The organism is Lentibacillus sp. Marseille-P4043, assembly GCF_900258515.1.
Lineage (GTDB): Bacteria > Bacillota > Bacilli > Bacillales > Amphibacillaceae > Lentibacillus_C.
This window is the reverse complement of the sequence record NZ_LT984884.1, coordinates 200,508-221,383: the sequence shown is the minus strand read 5'-3', so window position 1 is coordinate 221,383 and position 20,876 is coordinate 200,508. Positions and strand designations below refer to the sequence as shown.

Genomic DNA, 20,876 nt, shown 5'->3' with positions numbered 1-20,876 from the left:
TGAAATGGGTGAAAAAGGGATGTGGAAGGATATTCTAGGGCTTTTAGATGAAACGACGTTAATTGTTTGTGCAGTGTTAGCATTTCTTGTTCCGTTTATAACGTATAAACTTAATCGCAAGCTTCACAATTTTGGTGACCCGCCATGGAAGAAGGAGGAAAAAGGGACGGATGAGAAATCCTAGAGGCCAAAGTATAAAACCTTTCTGAACAGCAAACAATGGATATAGCAATTATTTTAATAATCAAAAACTACCTATAATTGTGCTTTTACTTCATCGTGTATTTTTAGTATAGTTAATGTAGGCAAAATGATAGGAATTTGCTGTTTAGGAAGGGGTTAATAACGAGATGCAAGAGACGATTATGTATAATGAAAAAATAGAAAACGTATTATCGAATATTAATAGAGTGATGATTGGAAAGGATGAAGTAGCTACCCTAAGTTTGGTGGCACTCCTCGCTCAGGGCCATGTGCTACTTGAAGATGTCCCGGGTGTAGGGAAAACGATGCTTGTTCGCACATTGGCAAAATCATTGGATTGTGAGTTTAGCAGGATTCAATTTACCCCTGATTTATTACCATCAGATGTTACCGGAATATCAATCTATAACCCGAAGGAACTAGAATTCGAGTTTCGGGCCGGGCCGATTTTAGGAAATATTGTACTGGCCGATGAAATAAACCGGACATCACCAAAAACGCAATCATCTCTTCTTGAAGGGATGGAGGAAAAGAATATTACGGTTGATGGCAACACGATCCCACTTAAGCAACCCTTCTTTGTTATGGCAACTCAAAACCCAATCGAATATGAAGGAACATATCCACTGCCAGAAGCACAGCTTGATCGCTTTTTATTAAAGCTAAAAATGGGATATCCGACATTGGAAGAAGAAATGGAAATTTTAGAACGAACAGCAACGCGTCATCCGATTGAGACGATTAATGCTGTTATGACAAAAGACCAATTGATTGAAGCGCAGACAGAAGTCCAACATGTTTATATCGACCAAAATGTCCAGCGTTACATTGTAAATCTAGCAACGGCAACAAGGGAACATTCGGCGATTTATCTTGGCGCGAGCCCGAGAGCGTCTATTGCCTTGATGAAGGCGGCAAAGGCATATGCATACATTTACGCACGGGACTATGTTGTACCTGATGATGTGAAATATTTAGCTCCTTATGTTTTAGCACACCGGATTATTTTAACATCAGAGGCAAAATACGACGGGCTGTCCAGTGAACAAGTCATTCAATCCATCATAAGGAATGCACATATCCCGATTCGGAAGGAATTTCGTTAATGAACAGCATGATGCGTTTTATTGGGAAGCTCCTTTTTAACGTTCTTTTGTTACTATTGCTATATGCTTTTGCGATGTTTCAAGGTGGATTTGTTAGCTGGTTTTTATTTTTTGGTTATCTACCAATCTTCCTTTATCATATTGGATTGCTCTTTTATCCGCTCCAGAAGTGGCAGGTTACGCGAACAGTATCCCATCATATTGTTCGGTCTGGTGACACGGTTACAGTAAAGGTTAGGATGGAGCGCTCCATTCCATATCCTTTGTATTATTGTGTTTGTGAAGAAATTTTCCCTGAATCATTAAAAAAGGTAGATAACCGTATGGAGAAATACCATCATTTAGATCAACCGGAACAATTAGATTATAATCGGATTATCAAGAAAGTTTTATTTCCTGGATTCCGCCGTGTCATCGAGTGGAATTATCGAATTGAACAAGTACCACGGGGTGAACATCAATTTCGGGCAATACGGATTAAGACAGGCGATTTGTTTGGTTTTATTAACAAGGAACACGTATTTAAAGCTGAAAATCAATTCATCGCATATCCGAATGAACGACCGGTCAGAATGGCGGAACGGATCAGCAGCTTTGAACAGGGAGCAATCGCTTCGAATACCTTGAATTTAAAAAATACGAACGTTGCAACAGGAATTCGCGAGTACCTTCCTGGTGATAAATTTTCATGGATAGATTGGAAACAAACGGCAAAGAAAAATACAATGATGACAAAGGAATTTGAACAGGAAAAAAGTACGGATACACTGTTGGTTTTGGATAGTTGCTCGTACGATGGAATCAATATTTTGGCATATGAAGCGGCAATTGAAATAGGTCTGTCACTGATGGAAGCAATCAAACAGCAATCGCAAGCAGAGTTTGTAACGATTGGTAGGGAAGCCAAACATTTCCCGTTTCACCAGGATCCAACCCAAAAGGAGTTGTTGATGCGACATTTAACAAAGGTTCAACCTGATGGGATTCATCCATTTGCGGTAAAACTGAAGGAAGAGTCAATGAAAATGGCAAATGGTGTTGTCATGATGGTAATGACGACACATTTAGATGATGCTTTGAAGGAAACGCTGCAACAAATTAGGCAACGTTCTAAGTCTGTCATCGTTATCTACGTGCAGGCAGCAGCACGCATAACCAAGCATGAACATCGTCTGATCCAACAGCTTCAATTTAAAGGGGTTGTAGTCAATGTGGTGACGGAAGAACAATTAGTGCAACGTACAGTGGAGGTGAGTGTGTTATGAGTTTGCTTACAACCAGGAAAGTACCATTTATTTACACCTCCATTCTGTATTGCTGTGGATTTTTCATGTTTTTAGAATGGTTATACCCAGTGGAGCAAATTACGGATACGCGTAATTTGTCTATTTTTATTGTGTATGCGGCTTTTTGCTTTGTTATTTCGATGTTTGAGATGAAATGGTGGCTTTCCTTTTTGATGAAAGGTGCTGCTATGTTACTCATTTTGAATCACCTATTTATGACGTACGCGTTTCTGAGTGGACAGTGGTTTCAAAGCTTTTATATGGAACTTGCTTTTAATCTCCAAGCACTAGTCAACCAAAGTTGGTATAATCTAACTCCGCTGTTTCGTAGTCTATTATTTTTACTGTTGATTTGGCTGATGAGTTACTTGTTATACTATTGGTTTGTTTATATGAAGCGGATTTTCTTGTTCGTGCTGTTGACGATTATTTATATAAGCCTGTTAGATACGTTTACGGCGTATGAGGCAGGCGATTCTATCATACGAACATTTATTATTTCTTTCATTGCGCTTGGATTGGCTAACTTGTTTAAAGTGATGGACCAAGAGTCAATTCGCTTTGCCTGGATTAAGAAAACATCGGTATGGGCACTGCCAATCGTTGCTGTTGTTCTGTTTTCAACATTGATTGGGTATGCTGCACCGAAGTTCGATCCACAATGGCCGGATCCAGTTCCATTTATAAAAAGTGCAGCAGAGGGTGCAGGCGATTCTGGCGAAGGATCCGGTATTCATAAAGTTGGCTATGGGGAGGATGATTCCCGCCTAGGTGGTTCTTTCGTTCAAGATTACACGCCTGTATTTCAAGCAGCAGCAAAAGAAAAACATTATTGGCGAATTGAAACAAAAGACGTTTATACAGGAAAAGGATGGGAGAGGTCTTCAGAGTCAAACTATCAAATGCAACAAAATGGCGCCATACCATTGGAAACATTTGATAAAAGTGTTGAAACTAACAGACGTGAAACGATTATAGAATTTCAGGGCAACACGGATATCGATAAGTTGGTATATCCATATGGCGTACGTCAGGTCGATGACAATATGAATGCCGATTTTTTACTAGATGCAAACACTGGTGAAATTCGTACCCAGGTAGCAGGAAATGATGTAAGTCTGGAAAATTACACCATTACGTATGATTATCCATCATTTGCTATTGATAAATTGCGCAAAGCAAGCATGGATGATCCGAACAGTATAAGTGAACAATATACCCAGTTGCCTGAAGAATTACCGGCACGAGTTGGTGAGCTCGCTCAGGAAATTACATCATCTCAAACTAACCGGTATGATAAAGCCCGTGCTGTTGAGGAATACTTTGGCCGAAATGGTTTTACGTATCAAACGAAAGATGTACCGGTTCCTAAGGGTAATCAGGACTATGTGGATCAATTTTTATTTGATTCGCAAGTAGGCTATTGTGATAATTACTCAACATCAATGGTTGTCCTCTTACGTACGCTTGATATCCCAGCGCGTTGGGCAAAAGGTTTTGCAAGTGGCGAAAAGGTAGCGGAAGATGTAGGGAAAGCGGATGACCCTTATGATGTGTATGAAGTGACAAGCGCGAATGCCCATTCATGGGTAGAAGTATATTTTCCCGGAACAGGCTGGGTCCCATTCGAACCGACACAAGGATTTTCTAATCTAACCGACTTTTATGTAGATGTAGACAATATGGAAGAACAAGAAGAAGCAGTTGATACACCACCAGAACAACAAGATAAAGAAGAGCCAGAGCAGGAAATGAAACAGGAGAAAGAGAAGGAAGAAGATACCACAGCCAGTACGGCATCCGAAAAAGAGGGTACTGGCATAAACGGCTGGTATGTTGCCGGGGCCGTAATTTTCTTAGTAATTCTTGTGGCCATTGTCTACTTCTTGCGTTTCCGGATCAAAACGTTCTTTTTATCAAGAAAAATTAATCAGCAACATAGTGGAGCAAAAACGTATCAAGAGGCTTATCATCATATTTTGAAGGTATTAAAACACAATGGATTAGCAATGGAACCAGGTCAAACGCTGCGTGAATATGCTGCGCGAATTGACGAGCGCTATGGTACCAATGAGATGGGACAACTTACAGCGTACTATGAGCGGATGTTATATAATAATGAAATGAGTCAAGTAGAAATGAAGCAACTGAACGAATTATGGAAAAATTTAATTAAACGGATAATGGCTTGACCATGTTGTCCGATGTTAGTAGAATAAGAGAATATTAAGCAGAAAAATCTAGCTTGAACAAATTGAATATTTTTACGCCGTTCGTATATCCTCGATAATAAGGTTCGAAAGTTTCTACCGGGGCACCGTAAATGTCCTGACTATGAAGGCGGAATATCTATATGGTTTGGATTACTTAACCTGGATTTCTGCCTTTTTGTAGCCTTGGAGGATGCTCTGAGATACAATTTAGGTGGAAATTCAGGTTTTTTTAATAGGCGGACGATAAAGATGGGAAAGTCGCGCGCCCCGGGCCGAAACTCGCGCAACTCGGGCCGAAAGTCGCGCACCTCGGGCCGAAACTCGCGCACCACGGTCGAAAAGTCGCGCACCACGGTCGAAAAGCCGCGCATCCCGGGCGGAAAGTCGCGCACCTCGGTCGGAAAGTCGCGCAACCCGGTCGGAAAGTCGCGCACCATGGTCGAAAAGTCGCGCAACCCGGGCCGAAACTCGCGCACCACGGTCGAAAAGTCGCGCACCCCGGTCGGAAAGTCGCGCACCCCGGGCCGAAACTCGCGCACCACGGTCGAAAAGTCGCGCACCCCGGGCCATAAGTCGCGCACCCCGGGCCGAAAGTCGCGCAACCCGGGCCATAACCCGCGCAACAAGTAGCACGAAGTAGACAGTAATAGTAGGAGTGAAGACATGGATAATAATGAAATGATTTTGGTATTAGACTTTGGTAGTCAATATAATCAGCTGATCACTAGACGCATTCGGGAGTTTGGTGTGTATAGTGAGCTCCATTCACATAAATTAACGGCTAATGAAATTAAACAAATGAATCCTAAAGGTATTATCCTATCAGGTGGTCCACATAGTGTATATGATGAAAATAGCTTCCGCTGTGATGAGAAGATTTTTGATTTAGGTATACCTGTTTTGGGTATATGCTACGGTATGCAATTAATGACATTGCATTATGGTGGCCGAGTGGAGAAAGCAAAAAATCGTGAATATGGCAAAGCACTTATCGAACTTAGCCATGATGCACTACTTTTTAACGATACACCAAAGGAACAAACGGTGTGGATGAGCCATGGCGATAAAGTTATGGAAGCTCCGGCATCATTTAAAATTGATGCAACAAGTCCTTCCACACCTATCGCAGCAATGAGTAATGCCGAACAGAAATTATACGGTGTACAATTTCATCCAGAAGTTCGGCACTCGGAATATGGAAACCACCTATTAAAGCAATTTGTCTTTGATGCATGTGGGTGTGCTGGTGATTGGACAATTGAAAACTTCATCGATATGGAAGTTGCCAAGATTCAAGAAAAGGTTGGCAACCGTAACGTATTGTGTGCCATGAGTGGAGGCGTTGATTCGTCGGTTGTTGCTGCGCTTATTCATAAAGCAATCGGTGACCAGCTAACATGTATATTTGTTGATCATGGATTACTTCGGAAAAATGAAGGCGATGAAGTGATGGAGACATTCGCGGATGGGTTTCACATGAATATTATTAAAATCGATGCCAAGGAACGCTTTTTATCGAAGTTAGCAAACGTGGACGATCCCGAGAAGAAACGTAAAATAATCGGGAATGAATTTATTTATGTTTTTGATGATGAAGCAGCAAAATTAAAAGACATTGATTTTCTTGCCCAAGGGACGTTGTATACAGATGTGATTGAAAGCGGGACAGAGACAGCACAAACAATTAAATCCCATCATAATGTTGGCGGACTTCCGGAAGACATGCAGTTTGAATTAATTGAACCGTTAAATACATTGTTCAAGGATGAGGTACGTGAGCTTGGGATTCAGCTGGGCATTCCTGAACATATTGTTTGGCGCCAACCATTTCCAGGTCCTGGCTTAGCTATCCGAGTTCTTGGTGCAGTGGACGAGGAAAAGCTTGAAATTGTACGTGAGTCTGATGCTATTTTACGAGAAGAAATAGCAGAAGCAGGATTAGATCGAGATATCTGGCAATATTTCACCGTACTTCCGAACATAAGAAGTGTTGGTGTGATGGGCGATGCACGGACATATGATTACACAATCGGGATCCGGGCCGTGACATCGATTGATGGCATGACATCTGATTGGGCGCGAATTCCGTGGGATATACTGGAAAAAATTTCGACACGAATGGTTAATGAAGTAGAGCACATTAATCGAGTCGTGTATGATGTAACGAGCAAGCCACCTGCAACGATTGAGTGGGAATAAGGAAAAGAAGTATAAGCAAGGGATTTTAAGGAATGCGAAAATGGTTTAGTGGTGTTTGATTTAGTTGTTTTTAATCTTACAAATAGGGTATACTGTTTGTAAGACGACATATAATGAAAAGACCGAAGATGCTGCCAGCATCTTCGGTCACAATAAACTGAACCCCATCAAGAGGGGCTAGGTAGCATTAAGGAAAGTAATCCCTCACATACCTGCTAAAGTTCCATGAGGGATTACTTTTTATGGTTTTTATCCGACATGATATACGCTATTAACATCCCGAAGGATATCATTAACGCTAGTACGTTTTCAAAATCCATTGGCAACACCTCCCCACTTGGGAAGTCTCCCGCCATAAACAACCGACAAGACGACAAGTGCCACCTTAACCCCTCATGTGAAACCAGTCTATTGATAAATTGATTATAACATAGGTATATTGAACACCGTGGGAAAAGTCTTAAAGTTTTAGAATCTATCCTACTAAAACTCGAAGTATACAGAAGCACCATCAGTGGGAACTGGGCTTGGTATGGCAATTGTCCATCAAATCATTACTGCTCATTACTGCTTATGATGGAAACATTGAGGTGAAAAGCAAACGAGGACAAGGAACGTCTATCATGCTTCGATTGCCTCATATGCAAAACAATTAAGACAACGGCAGCTATTATTTTATTCCTTTGATATCCTCAAGTTTTAGGGTAGCTCTAATCATTCTAAAGATAAAAAGGTATAAATTCGTTTGATACATTTATGAACAGTGCTTTCCGGTGCTTGCCCGACTACCCTGACATTTCGGGAATGACAATCCATACTCTTTGGTTTGTCGGTTAAAATAACTCCTTCAACTTCTAACCCTTCTGGTAATTCAACCTCAAATGGATAACCCTTCTTTTGTTTGGTGATCGGACAAACAACAGCGAAATGAGTGCGGCTATTAAATATTTCCTTTGATAATACGATTGCAGGGCGATATCCTGCTTGTTCATGACCTGATTGCGGGTCAAATTGCATAAACACAATATCACCCTTTTTCAATGATTCCATTACAGTGATTCCCTTCCCATTGGTCGTTTGAAATATTCTTCGTGCCTGTTTTCTTCGGTGATTCCCTCTAACAATTCCTCAAGTGTCGGGTCTTTCTCCACGATTGGCTTTAAAATAATTCCATTTTTTCCGTCAGCTTCTATTTGAATTTCCGTTCCATCATGTACACCATATTTTTGGGCTATTCTATGAGGAATACGAACACCTACACTATTTCCCCATTTTGCTGCTTTTGTGGTCATTGTCAAATCCCCCTTATTATGATTTGTTTCCATGATATCACTCCTTTTTAATTTTGTATATATGTCAGTATATACGTGATTAACCTTTTTGATACATGATTTTTAAAGTAATGATAGAGAATTATGTGATCTACTTCAAAAAAATTTAGACGTAGTGAACATAGATGACAAGGCATAAGAGTAAGTGAAATATATCAATTGAATGTTGTATTTCGCAACTAATTTTGAGCCACTTGAAATTAGAGGAATTCATAAACTTAGATAATATATTTTATTACTGCGTAGGATTGACATGGAGCCTCTACGGGCATGATTACTTTGCGAAGTCGTGCGGTGGAAAAGGTTTCGCACCCCCAATCAGGGTATCATGCCCGCCTCTCCATATAAATCCTATTAAGTTTTGTGGTAAATAAAATTCACAAACTTATGGTGGCTCAATATTAGTTGTCATGTGGCTCATTTTTCGATTATCATATACAAATGTGCAAGCATTTTTCCCAGGTTTATATATTGGCTGCTCCTATAATGTTTAATTTGTGTATCATCGCTTGTCCATAGATTAATAAAGCTGCTTAATCTATAGATAGAAAAAGATGACCTTTCTTTTAGGTCATCTTTTGCCAATTGAATTTAATATAGTAGTCATCCACTAATCCTTTGCTTGTACTTAACTTATTATCTCTGCCAAGGCATTTCATAAATAAGATAATTAATTAAATGATCAGGGTTTCCTATATAGTCAAAATCAACCAATGCCAAGTTTAGCTTTTCATATTCAGTCGTAAAGCTATCTGAATCTAATTCAATGAAATTAATTTCTTCACCCTCATTTTACATATTATCTTTTTCTCAGTGGCAATATTTCATTTGTTATAAGTTCATCCAAATCATGACGCACAGCTTTCCAATACTTCAATTTACTAACTGGATCATGATTTGCTTGTTTATACTTACCATAATCACTGGTATCCTTCAGCGCTGATTCACCATTTTGGCGTTTGCGACTAGGATTGTAATTGGATACTACGAAATCAAGATTATCTTCGTTCACACACCACTTTTGGGCGAAGTTTCCAATCAGTTCATAGCTTGTTGCTTGAATCATATTTTCTAGCAATACGGAAACATTTTGATCACGATAATATTCTGGATTTTCTTGGATATTATTCCATAATTGCTTCATTAAATCCGCTAATTTTGGATTGTTTTTTCCTAAATCATCAATATACTTATTCACTTCTGCTACGGTTTTCTCGTCCTTATCAGGAATTAACTCATATTCGTCATTCCCAGATGGCACGAAGGATTGAATAAGCATTAAGATATACTCGTAATTGATTTCTTCTGTTTTAATAGATTCTAATTCGTATTCAATATCAATTTCCACGGGTTTAGATGGATCATTATTTTTCTCACTTTTGATTACTTCTAATGCATTATGATATTTTCCTTGGTAGGTTTCTATTTCTTTAAATTGAATGGGAAAAACACTTCCTAAATCGCTCTCATCAAATTCGCTGTATACTTGTACGGCAGAAAATGCCCTATCTAAAGATTGGTAAGCTTTCGCAAACTTTTTCAAAAAAGGAATATGATGAAACTCTACTTCTTCTGGAGAAGCTGCCACTTCACGCAATTCTTGTATAGCTTTTAGGAATACTTGTTTGGTTTCCTCCCATTCCGGTGCTAAAACATCATTTTCTCCGCCATTTGAATACAAAACCAAGGACTTTTTGACCTTTTCCTCAAATGTCTTCGGTGTTTGGAATGTCACGATTTGTCCATATTTCTTTGGTTTATCGAATAAACGATTTGTTCGAGAGAATGCCTGAATCAAATTATGTGGTTTCATTGGTGGTCGGTCAATAAACAATGTAGATAGACATGGTGCATCAAATCCTGTTAATAATCGGTCAACGACAATAACTAAGTCCAATTGCTCAGAACGAGAAAAGTACTTTTCTTTTTTTCGTGCCAAGCGATCATTGACATTACTGTTATATGCTCGAATTGTCTCCAGTGTAAAACTTGTACCAAAATCCGAATTGTAATCATGCAAGGAATCTTTCATCTTGTCTTGATTGAACGATGAAGCTTCTTCATTTTCTGATATGGAATATGTAATTGCTACTTTTGGAAAATCAGGTAGAACGCGTTTTGTTTCCTCGCTAATTTGAATAGTAGTTTCACCTGCTTTTATCCTTTTGATTATATCATAATAGCGTTGCGCCTGTGCGATAGAAGAAGTTGTTAACATGGCTTCATACGTTTGCCCTGAACCTTTTTTGAATCCTAGTTTTTGTCGTGATTTATTTATAATCGAATGCATCACTTGCAGCATATGTTTTTCATCTTCATAAATGTCTATAGGCAAAAAAGCCTCTTTGGCGGACATTTCCATCGTATCGAGATCGATGTTGGTTTCTCCTTGTAATTGAAGGAGTGCCTGATCCAATTCTTCTTCAGAAAAAGTACTCTTATATTCGATTTGAAATCCTAATACAGCTTGATCATGAATCGCTTCTTTAACTGTATATTCGTGCAATCTCTTGCCATACTGTTGTTCCGTTGTTCTTGGTAGATTACCAATTGCTTGTTTGGCATTTTCGGCAAAAATGGGTGTTCCGGTAAAACCGTACCACAATGAACGTACAAAAAATTGTTCAATTTCTTGTTTCTTTTGAGGTGAGATAGCACGATGACATTCATCTACAACAAAAGCAACTTTTAATTGTGTAAGTGTGTGATAACGTTTTGAATGTTCCTTCCCATTAAATCGTTTCATCACATGATTTAGTTTTTGAATGGTCGTTACAATAACATTACGATCATTCGATAATAGTTTTTTAATCAAATCATTCACATTATCCGTTTCATCAATCTCAATCACATCATTTTCTGCATATGAAGTAAACGAAGAAGTGGTTTGTTGATCCAAGTCCACTCGGTCGACAATAAAGATGGTCTTTTGGATCGATGGAATTTGTAAAAGGTTGCGAGCTACCTTATATGAGGTTAGTGTTTTACCTGAGCCGGTAGTGTGCCAAACATAGCCCGATTCTTGTCGTTTAGACGCTTCTTTGACCGCTTCAATTGCATGAATCTGATATGGACGCAGTAGAATTAATGCTTTTTTCTCACTGTCTATAACCGTATATTGTGTCACCATCTTGTGTGCCTGGGGAATCGATAAGACATCACGTGCGAATTCTAAATAATCGCCGACAGGTTTATTATCTTTATCCACCCATTTTGTTATAAATTGTTCATTTAATTTAGTATCTATCGCTGTTGCGATATAGCGAGTATCTGTTCCATTTGTTATCACAAACATTTGTAGACAAGAATAAATACCTTTAAACTTTCCTTCTTTTAAGTACTTCTTAATTTGCCGGAAAGCATCCATATATGGGTGAGTTCGATTCTTCAATTCAATATGTATCATTGGTAATCCGTTAATTAATAGCGTTATATCAAAGCGGCGATTTTGATCTTCCAACGTCCTTTTTGAGCTTTCAAATTGATTAATTACTTCGTAGGATGACGTCCCCCCAGCAATATCTGCACGATTTAGAACACGCAATCGAATAGTGCCTAGAGTTGCGTCTTCCCGTTGTACTTGGACTTTTGCAATCCCATTTTCACCTGACAACCAACGTGCTGCTTCATAGAAGTTCACAAAGTTTAATTGGTTTTGAACTTGGCGAAATTCCTGTTCTGTTAAGGGCACTTCATTCAGAACATCTTTATTATTGTTTTCCAGTTTTTCTCTAAAGTTGTTCCACAAATCTGCTTGCGAACGCAAATCTTTACGATAAGTCCACTGGGATTCGCCACTAACCAACTGTTTAATTAAATTATTTTCTATGACTGCTTCTGGAGTAGTTTCGTATCTCATGCTTACACCTCAATTTTCGTACTGAAATAGGCCTATAGATACTATTAGTGTATCATATGGAACCAGGAATTTAAGGGGAAAATACTTGGGAACAGCGTAAGTTAGGGGATTTATCTAAGATACGTCGTGGGGCTAGTCCAAGACCGATACAAGATCAAAGATGGTTTGACGAAAAAAGTGAAATAGGATGGTTAAGAATTTCAGATGTGACAGAACAAGATGGTCGTATTTATTATGTTGAACAACATATTTCTGAAGAAGGCCAAAAAAAAACCTTGGTGTTGAATGAACCACACCTAATACTAAGCATAGCAGCTACTGTGGGAAAACCTGTGATTAACTATATTAAGACAGGTATTCACGATGGATTTGTTGTGTTTATGAATCCCTATTTCAATAAAGAATTCATGTTTCAGTGGTTAGAAATGTATCGACCAAAATGGCAAAAATACGGTCAGCCAGGATCACAAGTAAATATCAATTCTGAGTTGGTAAAAGATCAAGATATTTTAATTCCTTCTTTAGATGAGCAGGCTAAAATAGCCAAATTTTTCAAACGACTCAACGACACTATCACTCTTCATCAGCGAAGAGTAAGTAGATTAAGACAGTTAAAGAAAGGCTTTTTGCAGATGATGTTTCCTCAAAAGAAGGAAGATGTGCCGAGGATAAGGTTTGCTAATTTTGATTATAGATGGGAACAGCGTAAGTTAGGGGATTTATCTGAGATACGTCGTGGGGCTAGTCCAAGGCCGATACAAGATCAAAGATGGTTTGATGAAAAAAGTGAAATAGGATGGTTAAGAATTTCAGATGTTACAGAACAAGATGGTCGTATTTATTATGTTGAACAACATATTTCTGAAGAGGGCGAAAAAAGAACCTTGGTGTTGAATGAACCACACCTAATACTAAGCATAGCAGCTACTGTGGGAAAACCTGTGATTAACTATATTAAGACAGGTATTCATGATGGATTTGTTGTGTTTATGAATCCCTATTTCAATAAAGAATTCATGTTTCAGTGGTTAGAAATGTATCGACCAAAATGGCAAAAATACGGTCAGCCAGGATCACAAGTAAATATCAATTCTGAGTTGGTAAAAGATCAAGATATTTTAATTCCTTCTTTAGATGAGCAGGCTAAAATAGCCAAATTTTTCAAACGACTCAACGACACTATCACTCTTCATCAGCGAAGAGTAAGTAGATTAAGACAGTTAAAGAAAGGCTTTTTGCAGATGATGTTTCCTCAAAAGAAGGAAGATGTGCCGAGGATAAGGTTTGCTAATTTTGATTATAGATGGGAACAGCGTAAGTTAGGGGATTTATCTGAGATACGTCGTGGGGCTAGTCCAAGGCCGATACAAGATCAAAGATGGTTTGATGAAAAAAGTGAAATAGGATGGTTAAGAATTTCAGATGTTACAGAACAAGATGGTCGTATTTATTATGTTGAACAACATATTTCTGAAGAGGGCGAAAAAAGAACCTTGGTGTTGAATGAACCACACCTAATACTAAGCATAGCAGCTACTGTGGGAAAACCTGTGATTAACTATATTAAGACAGGTATTCATGATGGATTTGTTGTGTTTATGAATCCCTATTTCAATAAAGAATTCATGTTTCAGTGGTTAGAAATGTATCGACCAAAATGGCAAAAATACGGTCAGCCAGGATCACAAGTAAATATCAATTCTGAGTTGGTAAAAGATCAAGATATTTTAATTCCTTCTTTAGATGAGCAGGCTAAAATAGCCAAATTTTTCAAACGACTTAACGACACTATCACTCTTCATCACACTAAGCTTGAAAAACTTCAATCGTTAAAAAAAGCGTATTTACAAAAAATGTTTATTTAAAAAGGCACCAAGTGTGCCTTTTTATAGATAGCAACTTACATCAAAGTGGATAAATATCTCATTATCTTATCATTATCTTGATTCTCCAATTCCTGAATAATGTGTAAATATGTCTCTTGTGTTGTGATCATACTTGAGTGTCCAAGCCTTCTTGCAACACTTGCAATAGATACACCTGCAAAAAGAAGAAATGAAGCGTGAGTATGGCGCAATCCATGTATAGTAATAACTGGAATATTTGCCTTTAAGCATAATACTTTCAATCGATTATTTACTGTAGAATTAAACACTCTTCCCTTTACAAAGATAGGTTTATTAATGTCCATATTTTTGATTAGTTGAGAAAATTGCATAGCTGTTTGCCAGTCTAACTGAATTTTTCTTTTAGAAGATTCATTTTTTGTCGGTTGGAACTCTCCTTTTGTTACCTTATAATTCCACGTTTTTTCAACAATTAACTTTTGTTTTGAAAAATCAAAATCACTTGGTGTAAGTGCTAGGGCCTCTGAAAATCTCAACCCTGTTTTTGCAACTAGAAGTATGAACCAATCCCAATTAATCTCATGCTGAAGATTCAATTGCTTTAACAACGCTTGCACTTCATACTGATTAAGAAATTTAATTTTTTTCTCTTTTGGCGTTTTCCCCTTAATAATGATTTTACGAGTTGGATTTTGTTCAATTAGTCCTTCATCGACTGCATCTAGAATTGCTCCTTTTAGCTGATGATGAAAGTCCATCGTTGTTTGCTTTTCATGAGTATGAGCATAATCATTGAGCAATTTTTGATAACTTTTTCGGTTCAACTCGCTCATTTTTAATTTGGGGACTAACTCTACAATTCGTTGTAGACTCATATAATACTTTTGTAGCGTAACTTCTCGAATCGCCCCCACTTTGTACAATTCAATCCACTCCTCAAAGTATTCATGAAACAATTGCGCTGATTTTTTCTTTCTTGGCATAATAAAAACCTCCTAATTATAGTTAGTGAAACAATCACCAATTCTATTATTAGGAGATTAATTATTTTTGAAAAGATAAATCAGATCAGATGAACATCTTTTGTAAGAAAGCTTTTTTTAATGCTTGTACTTTACCAAACTTTGTTTGATGAAGAGCGATAGTTTTATCTAGTTGTTTTAGGATGCTACCGATTTTCTCTTGCTCTTCTTTTGTTGGAAATTGGCTATAAAATTTTAAAAGATTCGTAGTGCTAATTCCAAATACTTTTATTCCAGTTCCTGTCTTATAACCATACTTTTTAAAAGTAGGGGAATTGAATAAATAGTAGAGAAACATGGAATCATCATTCTTAGGCCTCAAAGCTATTGTATGAAGACCAGAAACTAGCTTATATGTCGTATCAATAGTAACTACAGCAGGAGTAGCTATCCCTTGATAATCCTCTGAAGCATCAGCTAATACTAAATCCCCTTTTTTCACAAATTCATAGTTTCCAATTTTTATATTTGGCAAATCACTGGATTCGTCTATTATATCAGCAACTTTAGTATGGATATCACCATAATGTATATATTTATATCCTGTATAATTGCTCGTTTCAAAATTACGAGATAGGGCATATGATTTAACTCTTTCCACGATTTCCCCTAAATTACGCTGTTCCCATTTAGAATCAAAATTAGCAAATCTCAACTTCGGCACAATCTTCCCTTTTTGAGGAAACATCATCTGCAAAAAGCCTTTCTTTAACTGTCTTAATCTACTTACTCTTCGCTGATGAAGAGCGATAGTATTGTCAAGATGTTTGAGGAATTCCCCTATGCGACTCTGTTCTTCTTTTATTGGAGAAATTCCAACTTCAATTTCAGACAAATCATTTGAATTAATTGCGGGATAACTTGTTCCTGTACATCTATTAAGAACTTTTGATACAAATTTTTCTTCTTGAAGTCTACTGAATAAAAAATAACTAACTATATTGGGTCTTATTTGAGCATATCCTGTAGAAAAAACATAGTTATCATATGGCAAATCAAAAAGGTAATTATTTTTTTGATATGGTCTAACCATCTGATAAAAAATATCACCTCTTTGAGCTAATCTTTGAGCACGAGAGGGGGCTGATTCCTTTCTTTTTGTTTGGTGTGAAGTTAATTCAGTTCCAATAACTGATTCCAAATCAACATATTCAAACTCGGTTGGAAGAATTGACTTGGGGTTAATATCGGCAATGTCTTCCAACTTACGCTGTTCCCAATCTTCCACAAACCCTTTAAACCGGACTTCAGGAGCTCTTTTTTTATTTCTATTCATCATCGAAACACCTCTTTTGTTGCTTCGATGATGTCTTTACTTTCATCAGTTACCTCAAGCTCATCGAGCATCGTTAAAAAAGATTGCTCTGCTTCCTCAATTTCATTATTGAGGGATAATATTTCTTTTCCGAGCCCAACAATATCAATAGGTTCTTCCTCTTCAAAAGTATCGACATAACGCGGGATGTTTAAGTTATAGTCGTTTTCTTTCACTTCAACAAAACTGGCAAGATGTGAATATTTATTTACATCATCCCGTTCGATATATGTTTTGAGTATCTTTTCTATGTGTTCTGCCTTTAATAAGTTTTGATTCTTACCTTTTTCAAATTCCTTGGATGCATTAATAAATAATACATCTTTAGTTGACCGATTCTTTTTTAATACAATAATTGTTGTTGGAATTGATGTATTAAAGAAAATATTGGCTGGCAATCCAATTACGGTGTCAATGGCGCCATTGTCTAATAATATTTTTCGGATTTTTCCTTCTGCATTACCTCTAAAAAGTACGCCATGAGGTAAAACGATTGCCATAACTCCATTATCTTTCAAATGATAGTATCCATGAAGCAAGAATGCGAAATCAGCTTTTGATTTTGGTGCTAATACACCGTACATCGAAAATCTTGGATCATCTAAAAAACCTTTATCAGCAGACCATTTCGCCGAATAGGGCGGGTTCATTAATACCGCATCGAAGTTTGTTGGTTCATCTGTTGGCCAATCCTGATCTAATGTATCAGCATTATGTAAATGTTGGTTTGCCATATCCACACCATGCAATATCATGTTCATACGTGCTAGATTATAAGTGGAAGTGTTTAGTTCTTGTCCAAAATAGGAAATTGTTCCAGTTTCATTTGAATACTTCTTGACGTTTAAGAGTAACGAGCCGGACCCCATTGCAGCATCATAAGCCGTAAAACCTTTTTGATTCTCTTTTCCATTTAATACAATTCGTGTCATTAATTCTGATACGGGCTGAGGGGTATAGAATTCACCAGCCTTTTTTCCAGAAGTCGAGGCAAATTGACCGATGAGATATTCGTAAGCATCCCCGAGCATATCTCCTTCATGAGCAATATCTAGTTGGGCTAACTCTTTCATAACATCAGAAATACTTTGATTTTGTTTTTGTGGGGTTGCTCCTAATTTTTTTGAATACAAATCAACGTCTTCAAATAGGTTCTCGAAAATATCACTAGATTGTTCGATATCACGGAATCCTTGCGCTAAATCTTCTAATTGGAAAACCCCTTTGTGTATCTTTGCTACCAATGCAGTAAATGTTAGCTTTGGTTCAATAATATAGGCTACATCGTCTTTTACAGCTTCTACTAAATCTTCATGCAACTCATCATCTTTGTAGGCTGCTTCATAATTTTCTTGTGCTTGATTGACGTCATCCGTTTCCAATTCTAATAGGTTAGATGCTTTAAGTAACATCTTGTCTGATAAATATTTATAAAATACTAATCCCAATAAGTAACTTTTATATTCATTGGCATCCATCTTTGATCGTAAAATATCTGCGGAATTCCATAATGATTGGTACAATGTTCTTGAAATATTCTCTGACATCACATTTTCTCCTAACAATTCGTTTTAATCATTAAAAAAAAGACTTACGCTTATTATAAGCGAAAATAAAGTAGATTGATATTGCTGATTTACAAGAATCTAACGATATTAAATATTAAATGGGGTAAATTGGGTTAACTAACAGCAGGAATCACTTTTTTCAGCGGATAGTGAATTCGGCGCTTTTATCCAGAGTAAGTTTTTGTCTTAAAGTCTCTGGAAGTTGGGGATATTGTTAACCTTGGTAGCAGCGATAAATCATCCGAATGGTTTTGGCGATGTTCATCTAACAGAAGTGGTTATCTATTTATCCTTAGTACTCAAATCAAGTGCTGTACAAAGCAATTCAGAGAGCAAGGAAGGATGTGAAGGAATCAATAATGAACCGGTTCCTTTGCAAATCAGAAATACATCTACTAAATTAATAAAAGACCTTGATTCTGGAAACTACTGCTAGTGTTCACATGATGAAAAAGATAAATTAACGACGATGAAAACAATGCCGCCTTCTTAGAGGGGCAGGAATAATACTATTTATCAACAGATCAAGGAAATGAGAAAAAGTTTAAAGAGAGATTGAATTATATTAAAGCGTGGCACAGTCATGGCACACTTTTTCATGTTTAGTTTTTGGTATTTCCTAAAAGCCTATCATATCAACGAGTTTGCACTATATTGGCGTAATATTATGGCGTAATAAAAACGAACAATCACCATAAAAAAACGATTAATATTCGGTTTCTATTGACATTAGCTTCCGTAAATAGTAAACTATCATTTGGTAGGGTGTTATTACCCTTTAAAGCGAGACAAAAAATTAAATAAAGCAATGCGTATAATTTGGAGGATAAGGCCCAAAGTTTCTACCAGACCACCGTAAATGGTCTGACTACGCAGGTTTCAGTAATGTTAGCAGTATGTTGAACACACAGGCAAAATTGTTTGTGCTCACATTCTCTTTCTCATTACTCTTGCTTGCTAGTCTAAGTGTGGCACTTTTGGTCAATGATCAAAAGTGCCTTATTTTTTTGATCTGAGGAGGAGTAGTCATGAAAAAGTATTTCCGATTTGAGGAATTAGGCACAAATTATAAAACCGAATTTATGGCAGGATTAACAACTTTTTTGGCAATGGCCTATATCTTATTTGTAAATCCGGCAACGTTAGCGTTAGTGGGGGTTGAGGATCTCCCGGAAGGCGTAACCCGTATTGATCAAGGTGCCGTTTTCACCGCGACAGCCATTTCTGGTGCTATTGGTTCACTATTCATGGGAGTTATTGCGAAGTATCCGATTGCTTTAGCACCTGGGATAGGATTAAGCGCATTTTTTGCTTACACGGTAGTACTTGGCTATGGGATTCCGTGGCAAACAGCATTATCCGGTGTATTGGTTTCAGGACTTATTTTTATTGTATTAACATTAACTGGTTTACGGGAAAAAATTATTAATGCGATACCAGCTAATTTGAAGTTAGCAGTTGGTGTTGGAATCGGCTTTTTTATTGCTTTTATTGGATTTCAGAATGCAGGCATTATTGTTGGCAGTGATTCAACGTTAGTTGCGATCGGTGATTTGACATCACCAACTGTCTTGCTCGCGATATTCGGTATTGTTATTTCGGTTATTTTACTTAGCTTAGATATCAAGGGTGGAATCTTTTATGGGATGATCCTGACAGCTATCGTAGGTATTTTAACTGGATTGATTGATCCGCCATCAGGCCTTGGTGGCATTGTTGGGGAAGTACCAAGTGTAGCGCCTACTTTTGGTGAGGCATTTGCCCATTTTGGTGATATTTTTTCCACGGATATGCTTGTGGTTATTTTGACATTTCTCTTTGTTGATTTCTTTGATACAGCTGGAACACTTGTAGCAGTTGCGACTCAAGCCGGTTTGATGAAAGATAACAAACTCCCACGCGCCGGAAAGGCACTATTCGCTGACTCGACCGCAACAGCAGTTGGTGCTGTTATCGGTACATCAACAACGACATCGTATATTGAATCTTCAGCAGGTGTTGGTGCAGGAGGAAGGTCCGGCTTTACTGCGGTGGTTGTAGCTGGACTGTTTGTTTTATCATTATTTTTCTCGCCATTATTAAGTGTTATTACCTCTGAAGTGACTGCACCTGCTTTAATTATTGTTGGGGTTTTGATGTCATCAGCATTGAAAGATATCGATTGGGATAAATTTGAAATTGCTGTACCAGCGTTTTTAACTATTGCAGCAATGCCGTTAACGTATAGCATTGCAACTGGGATTGCGATTGGGTTCATTTTCTATCCGATTACAATGACCATGAAAGGGCGCATCAAGGAAATTAATCCGATTATGTATTTGTTGTTTGTGATATTTGTGTTGTATTTTATATTTTTGAGTTAGATAAACAAGGCTGGTGCATATTTTTTGCGCCAGCCATGAACGAGTTTCACTTATTTTATTATTTAATCAAAATATTGAACATACAATGCTTGATCTAAAACTGTGTAGTTAGATGTGTGAGTGGTGTAAAATTCTGCTCTTTTATTCGCACCATCAACATAACTACCAATATTACGAAATGCAATATAATAATTAGGATGATTCATTACACCGTTAACAAAATAAGAGGCGACATAATCGTCATCTACAGGATCATCTTCCCATAATTCTATGTTTATTCCTGGTCGAGAACCCATTTTAAGCTCATCCATCTCGTGGGGTGGAATCACTAAAGCATAATCTCCGCCCGTAGAGTAATAGACTCCATCTTTTTGCACATCGTTAATATCTCCATTCATCACCCATATTTCCCCATCTAATACATCCCAATTGCCATTACCCGCAAATGGGACAAGATCTGATATAGGTTCCTTTGCGCTATACACGTCAATTGTTACTCCAGTTTTTTCATCTGTTATCGTTTCTAATAATTCTGCATTTTCAAAGGAAATCTCATGCTGCTC

General features: G+C 37.6%; 17 protein-coding genes, 1 pseudogene and 2 riboswitches. Of the genes and pseudogenes, 10 read left to right on the top strand and 8 right to left on the bottom strand.

All coding sequences use genetic code 11. The annotated features are described in order from the left end of the window. Positions 1–4: 4 nt before the first annotated feature. From C8270_RS01050 to C8270_RS01035, 4 genes are all read left to right on the top strand, one after another. Positions 5–184 carry a hypothetical protein gene (locus C8270_RS01050; RefSeq protein WP_106494709.1) on the top strand — a complete coding sequence of 60 codons (180 nt, stop codon included), beginning with the start codon at positions 5–7 and terminating at the stop codon, positions 182–184. Between the two features lie 166 nt (positions 185–350). Further along, a complete protein-coding gene (locus tag C8270_RS01045) occupies positions 351–1,310 on the top strand; it encodes an AAA family ATPase (RefSeq protein ID WP_106494708.1) in 960 nt (319 codons plus the stop codon). Then, positions 1,310–2,575 carry a DUF58 domain-containing protein gene (locus C8270_RS01040; protein WP_106494707.1) on the top strand — a complete coding sequence of 422 codons (1,266 nt, stop codon included), beginning with the start codon at positions 1,310–1,312 and terminating at the stop codon, positions 2,573–2,575. Before C8270_RS01045 ends, C8270_RS01040 begins: the two co-directional genes overlap by 1 nt. After that, on the top strand, positions 2,572–4,788 hold the full coding sequence (locus C8270_RS01035; RefSeq protein ID WP_106494706.1) for a DUF4129 domain-containing transglutaminase family protein: 2,217 nt from the start codon (positions 2,572–2,574) through the stop codon (positions 4,786–4,788). Before C8270_RS01040 ends, C8270_RS01035 begins: the two co-directional genes overlap by 4 nt. A gap of 61 nt (positions 4,789–4,849) precedes the next feature. Beyond that, positions 4,850–4,951: riboswitch (purine riboswitch) on the top strand. On the opposite strand, the gene C8270_RS19630 is transcribed toward C8270_RS01035, so the two are convergent. Further along, positions 4,929–5,369: a hypothetical protein gene (locus C8270_RS19630; RefSeq protein WP_158701552.1), complete on the bottom strand. Its 441-nt coding sequence runs from the start codon at positions 5,367–5,369 to the stop codon at positions 4,929–4,931. (Overlaps the previous riboswitch by 23 nt.) A 103-nt stretch (positions 5,370–5,472) precedes the next feature. Here C8270_RS19630 and guaA point away from each other — a divergent pair, with 103 nt between their 5' ends. Then, positions 5,473–7,008, top strand: a complete 1,536-nt coding sequence (gene guaA, locus C8270_RS01025) for a glutamine-hydrolyzing GMP synthase (RefSeq protein ID WP_106494705.1) — start codon at positions 5,473–5,475, stop codon at positions 7,006–7,008. Between the two features lie 527 nt (positions 7,009–7,535). Next, the gene (locus tag C8270_RS20565; protein WP_267894823.1) at positions 7,536–7,664 is read left to right on the top strand and encodes a hypothetical protein; all 129 of its coding nucleotides are present in this window, start codon (positions 7,536–7,538) and stop codon (positions 7,662–7,664) included. 58 nt (positions 7,665–7,722) lie between these two features. Here C8270_RS20565 and C8270_RS01020 read toward each other — a convergent pair whose 3' ends face one another. From C8270_RS01020 to C8270_RS01010, 3 genes are all read right to left on the bottom strand, one after another. Further along, positions 7,723–8,058: a type II toxin-antitoxin system PemK/MazF family toxin gene (locus tag C8270_RS01020; protein WP_106494704.1), complete on the bottom strand. Its 336-nt coding sequence runs from the start codon at positions 8,056–8,058 to the stop codon at positions 7,723–7,725. Beyond that, positions 8,058–8,333 (bottom strand): AbrB/MazE/SpoVT family DNA-binding domain-containing protein, encoded by a 276-nt coding sequence (locus C8270_RS01015; RefSeq protein WP_234028452.1) that lies wholly within the window; start codon positions 8,331–8,333, stop codon positions 8,058–8,060. Before C8270_RS01015 ends, C8270_RS01020 begins: the two co-directional genes overlap by 1 nt. Positions 8,334–9,138: 805 nt before the next feature. After that, positions 9,139–12,198 carry a type I restriction endonuclease subunit R gene (locus C8270_RS01010; RefSeq protein WP_106494703.1) on the bottom strand — a complete coding sequence of 1,020 codons (3,060 nt, stop codon included), beginning with the start codon at positions 12,196–12,198 and terminating at the stop codon, positions 9,139–9,141. Between the two features lie 95 nt (positions 12,199–12,293). Here C8270_RS01010 and C8270_RS20560 point away from each other — a divergent pair. Together C8270_RS20560 and C8270_RS01005 are read left to right on the top strand one after the other, a co-directional pair. Continuing rightward, positions 12,294–12,785: pseudogene (locus tag C8270_RS20560) on the top strand (restriction endonuclease subunit S); the annotation flags it as partial. 45 nt (positions 12,786–12,830) lie between these two features. Beyond that, positions 12,831–14,063: a restriction endonuclease subunit S gene (locus C8270_RS01005; RefSeq protein WP_325034795.1), complete on the top strand. Its 1,233-nt coding sequence runs from the start codon at positions 12,831–12,833 to the stop codon at positions 14,061–14,063. A gap of 35 nt (positions 14,064–14,098) precedes the next feature. Here the strand turns inward: C8270_RS01005 and C8270_RS01000 are convergent, their stop codons facing one another. The 3 genes from C8270_RS01000 to C8270_RS00990 all read right to left on the bottom strand — a co-directional run bounded on the left by C8270_RS01000 (position 14,099) and on the right by C8270_RS00990 (position 17,929). Next, complete coding sequence (locus C8270_RS01000; RefSeq protein WP_106494701.1) at positions 14,099–15,028, bottom strand: site-specific integrase; 930 nt, start codon at positions 15,026–15,028, stop codon at positions 14,099–14,101. Between the two features lie 85 nt (positions 15,029–15,113). Further along, positions 15,114–16,343: a restriction endonuclease subunit S gene (locus C8270_RS20350; RefSeq protein WP_234028451.1), complete on the bottom strand. Its 1,230-nt coding sequence runs from the start codon at positions 16,341–16,343 to the stop codon at positions 15,114–15,116. Then, a complete protein-coding gene (locus C8270_RS00990) occupies positions 16,343–17,929 on the bottom strand; it encodes a type I restriction-modification system subunit M (RefSeq protein ID WP_106494700.1) in 1,587 nt (528 codons plus the stop codon). The genes C8270_RS20350 and C8270_RS00990 overlap by 1 nt, the downstream gene beginning before the upstream one ends. 232 nt (positions 17,930–18,161) lie before the next feature. On the opposite strand from C8270_RS00990, the gene C8270_RS00985 reads away from it, so the two are divergent. After that, the gene (locus tag C8270_RS00985) at positions 18,162–18,386 is read left to right on the top strand and encodes a hypothetical protein (RefSeq protein WP_158701551.1); all 225 of its coding nucleotides are present in this window, start codon (positions 18,162–18,164) and stop codon (positions 18,384–18,386) included. 354 nt (positions 18,387–18,740) lie between these two features. Beyond that, a riboswitch (purine riboswitch) is annotated at positions 18,741–18,841 on the top strand. Positions 18,842–18,978: 137 nt separating this feature from the next. Continuing rightward, a complete protein-coding gene (locus C8270_RS00980; protein WP_106494698.1) occupies positions 18,979–20,313 on the top strand; it encodes an NCS2 family permease in 1,335 nt (444 codons plus the stop codon). A gap of 62 nt (positions 20,314–20,375) precedes the next feature. Here the strand turns inward: C8270_RS00980 and C8270_RS20345 are convergent, their stop codons facing one another. Beyond that, a complete protein-coding gene (locus tag C8270_RS20345; protein WP_234028450.1) occupies positions 20,376–20,798 on the bottom strand; it encodes a hypothetical protein in 423 nt (140 codons plus the stop codon). Positions 20,799–20,876: the final 78 nt, after the last annotated feature.

Bases quoted from the DNA above. Each gene is read 5' to 3' on its own strand.
- C8270_RS01050 (WP_106494709.1), top strand. From the start codon at position 5: ATGGGTGAAAAAGGGATGTGGAAGGATATTCTAGGGCTTTTAGATGAA.
- C8270_RS01045 (WP_106494708.1), top strand. From the start codon at position 351: ATGCAAGAGACGATTATGTATAATGAAAAAATAGAAAACGTATTATCG.
- C8270_RS01040 (WP_106494707.1), top strand. From the start codon at position 1,310: ATGAACAGCATGATGCGTTTTATTGGGAAGCTCCTTTTTAACGTTCTT.
- C8270_RS01035 (WP_106494706.1), top strand. From the start codon at position 2,572: ATGAGTTTGCTTACAACCAGGAAAGTACCATTTATTTACACCTCCATT.
- guaA (WP_106494705.1), top strand. From the start codon at position 5,473: ATGGATAATAATGAAATGATTTTGGTATTAGACTTTGGTAGTCAATAT.
- C8270_RS01020 (WP_106494704.1), bottom strand. From the start codon at position 8,058: ATGGAATCATTGAAAAAGGGTGATATTGTGTTTATGCAATTTGACCCG.
- C8270_RS01015 (WP_234028452.1), bottom strand. From the start codon at position 8,333: ATGGAAACAAATCATAATAAGGGGGATTTGACAATGACCACAAAAGCA.
- C8270_RS01010 (WP_106494703.1), bottom strand. From the start codon at position 12,198: ATGAGATACGAAACTACTCCAGAAGCAGTCATAGAAAATAATTTAATT.
- C8270_RS01005 (WP_325034795.1), top strand. From the start codon at position 12,831: ATGATGTTTCCTCAAAAGAAGGAAGATGTGCCGAGGATAAGGTTTGCT.
- C8270_RS01000 (WP_106494701.1), bottom strand. From the start codon at position 15,028: ATGCCAAGAAAGAAAAAATCAGCGCAATTGTTTCATGAATACTTTGAG.
- C8270_RS20350 (WP_234028451.1), bottom strand. From the start codon at position 16,343: ATGAATAGAAATAAAAAAAGAGCTCCTGAAGTCCGGTTTAAAGGGTTT.
- C8270_RS00990 (WP_106494700.1), bottom strand. From the start codon at position 17,929: ATGTCAGAGAATATTTCAAGAACATTGTACCAATCATTATGGAATTCC.
- C8270_RS00980 (WP_106494698.1), top strand. From the start codon at position 18,979: ATGAAAAAGTATTTCCGATTTGAGGAATTAGGCACAAATTATAAAACC.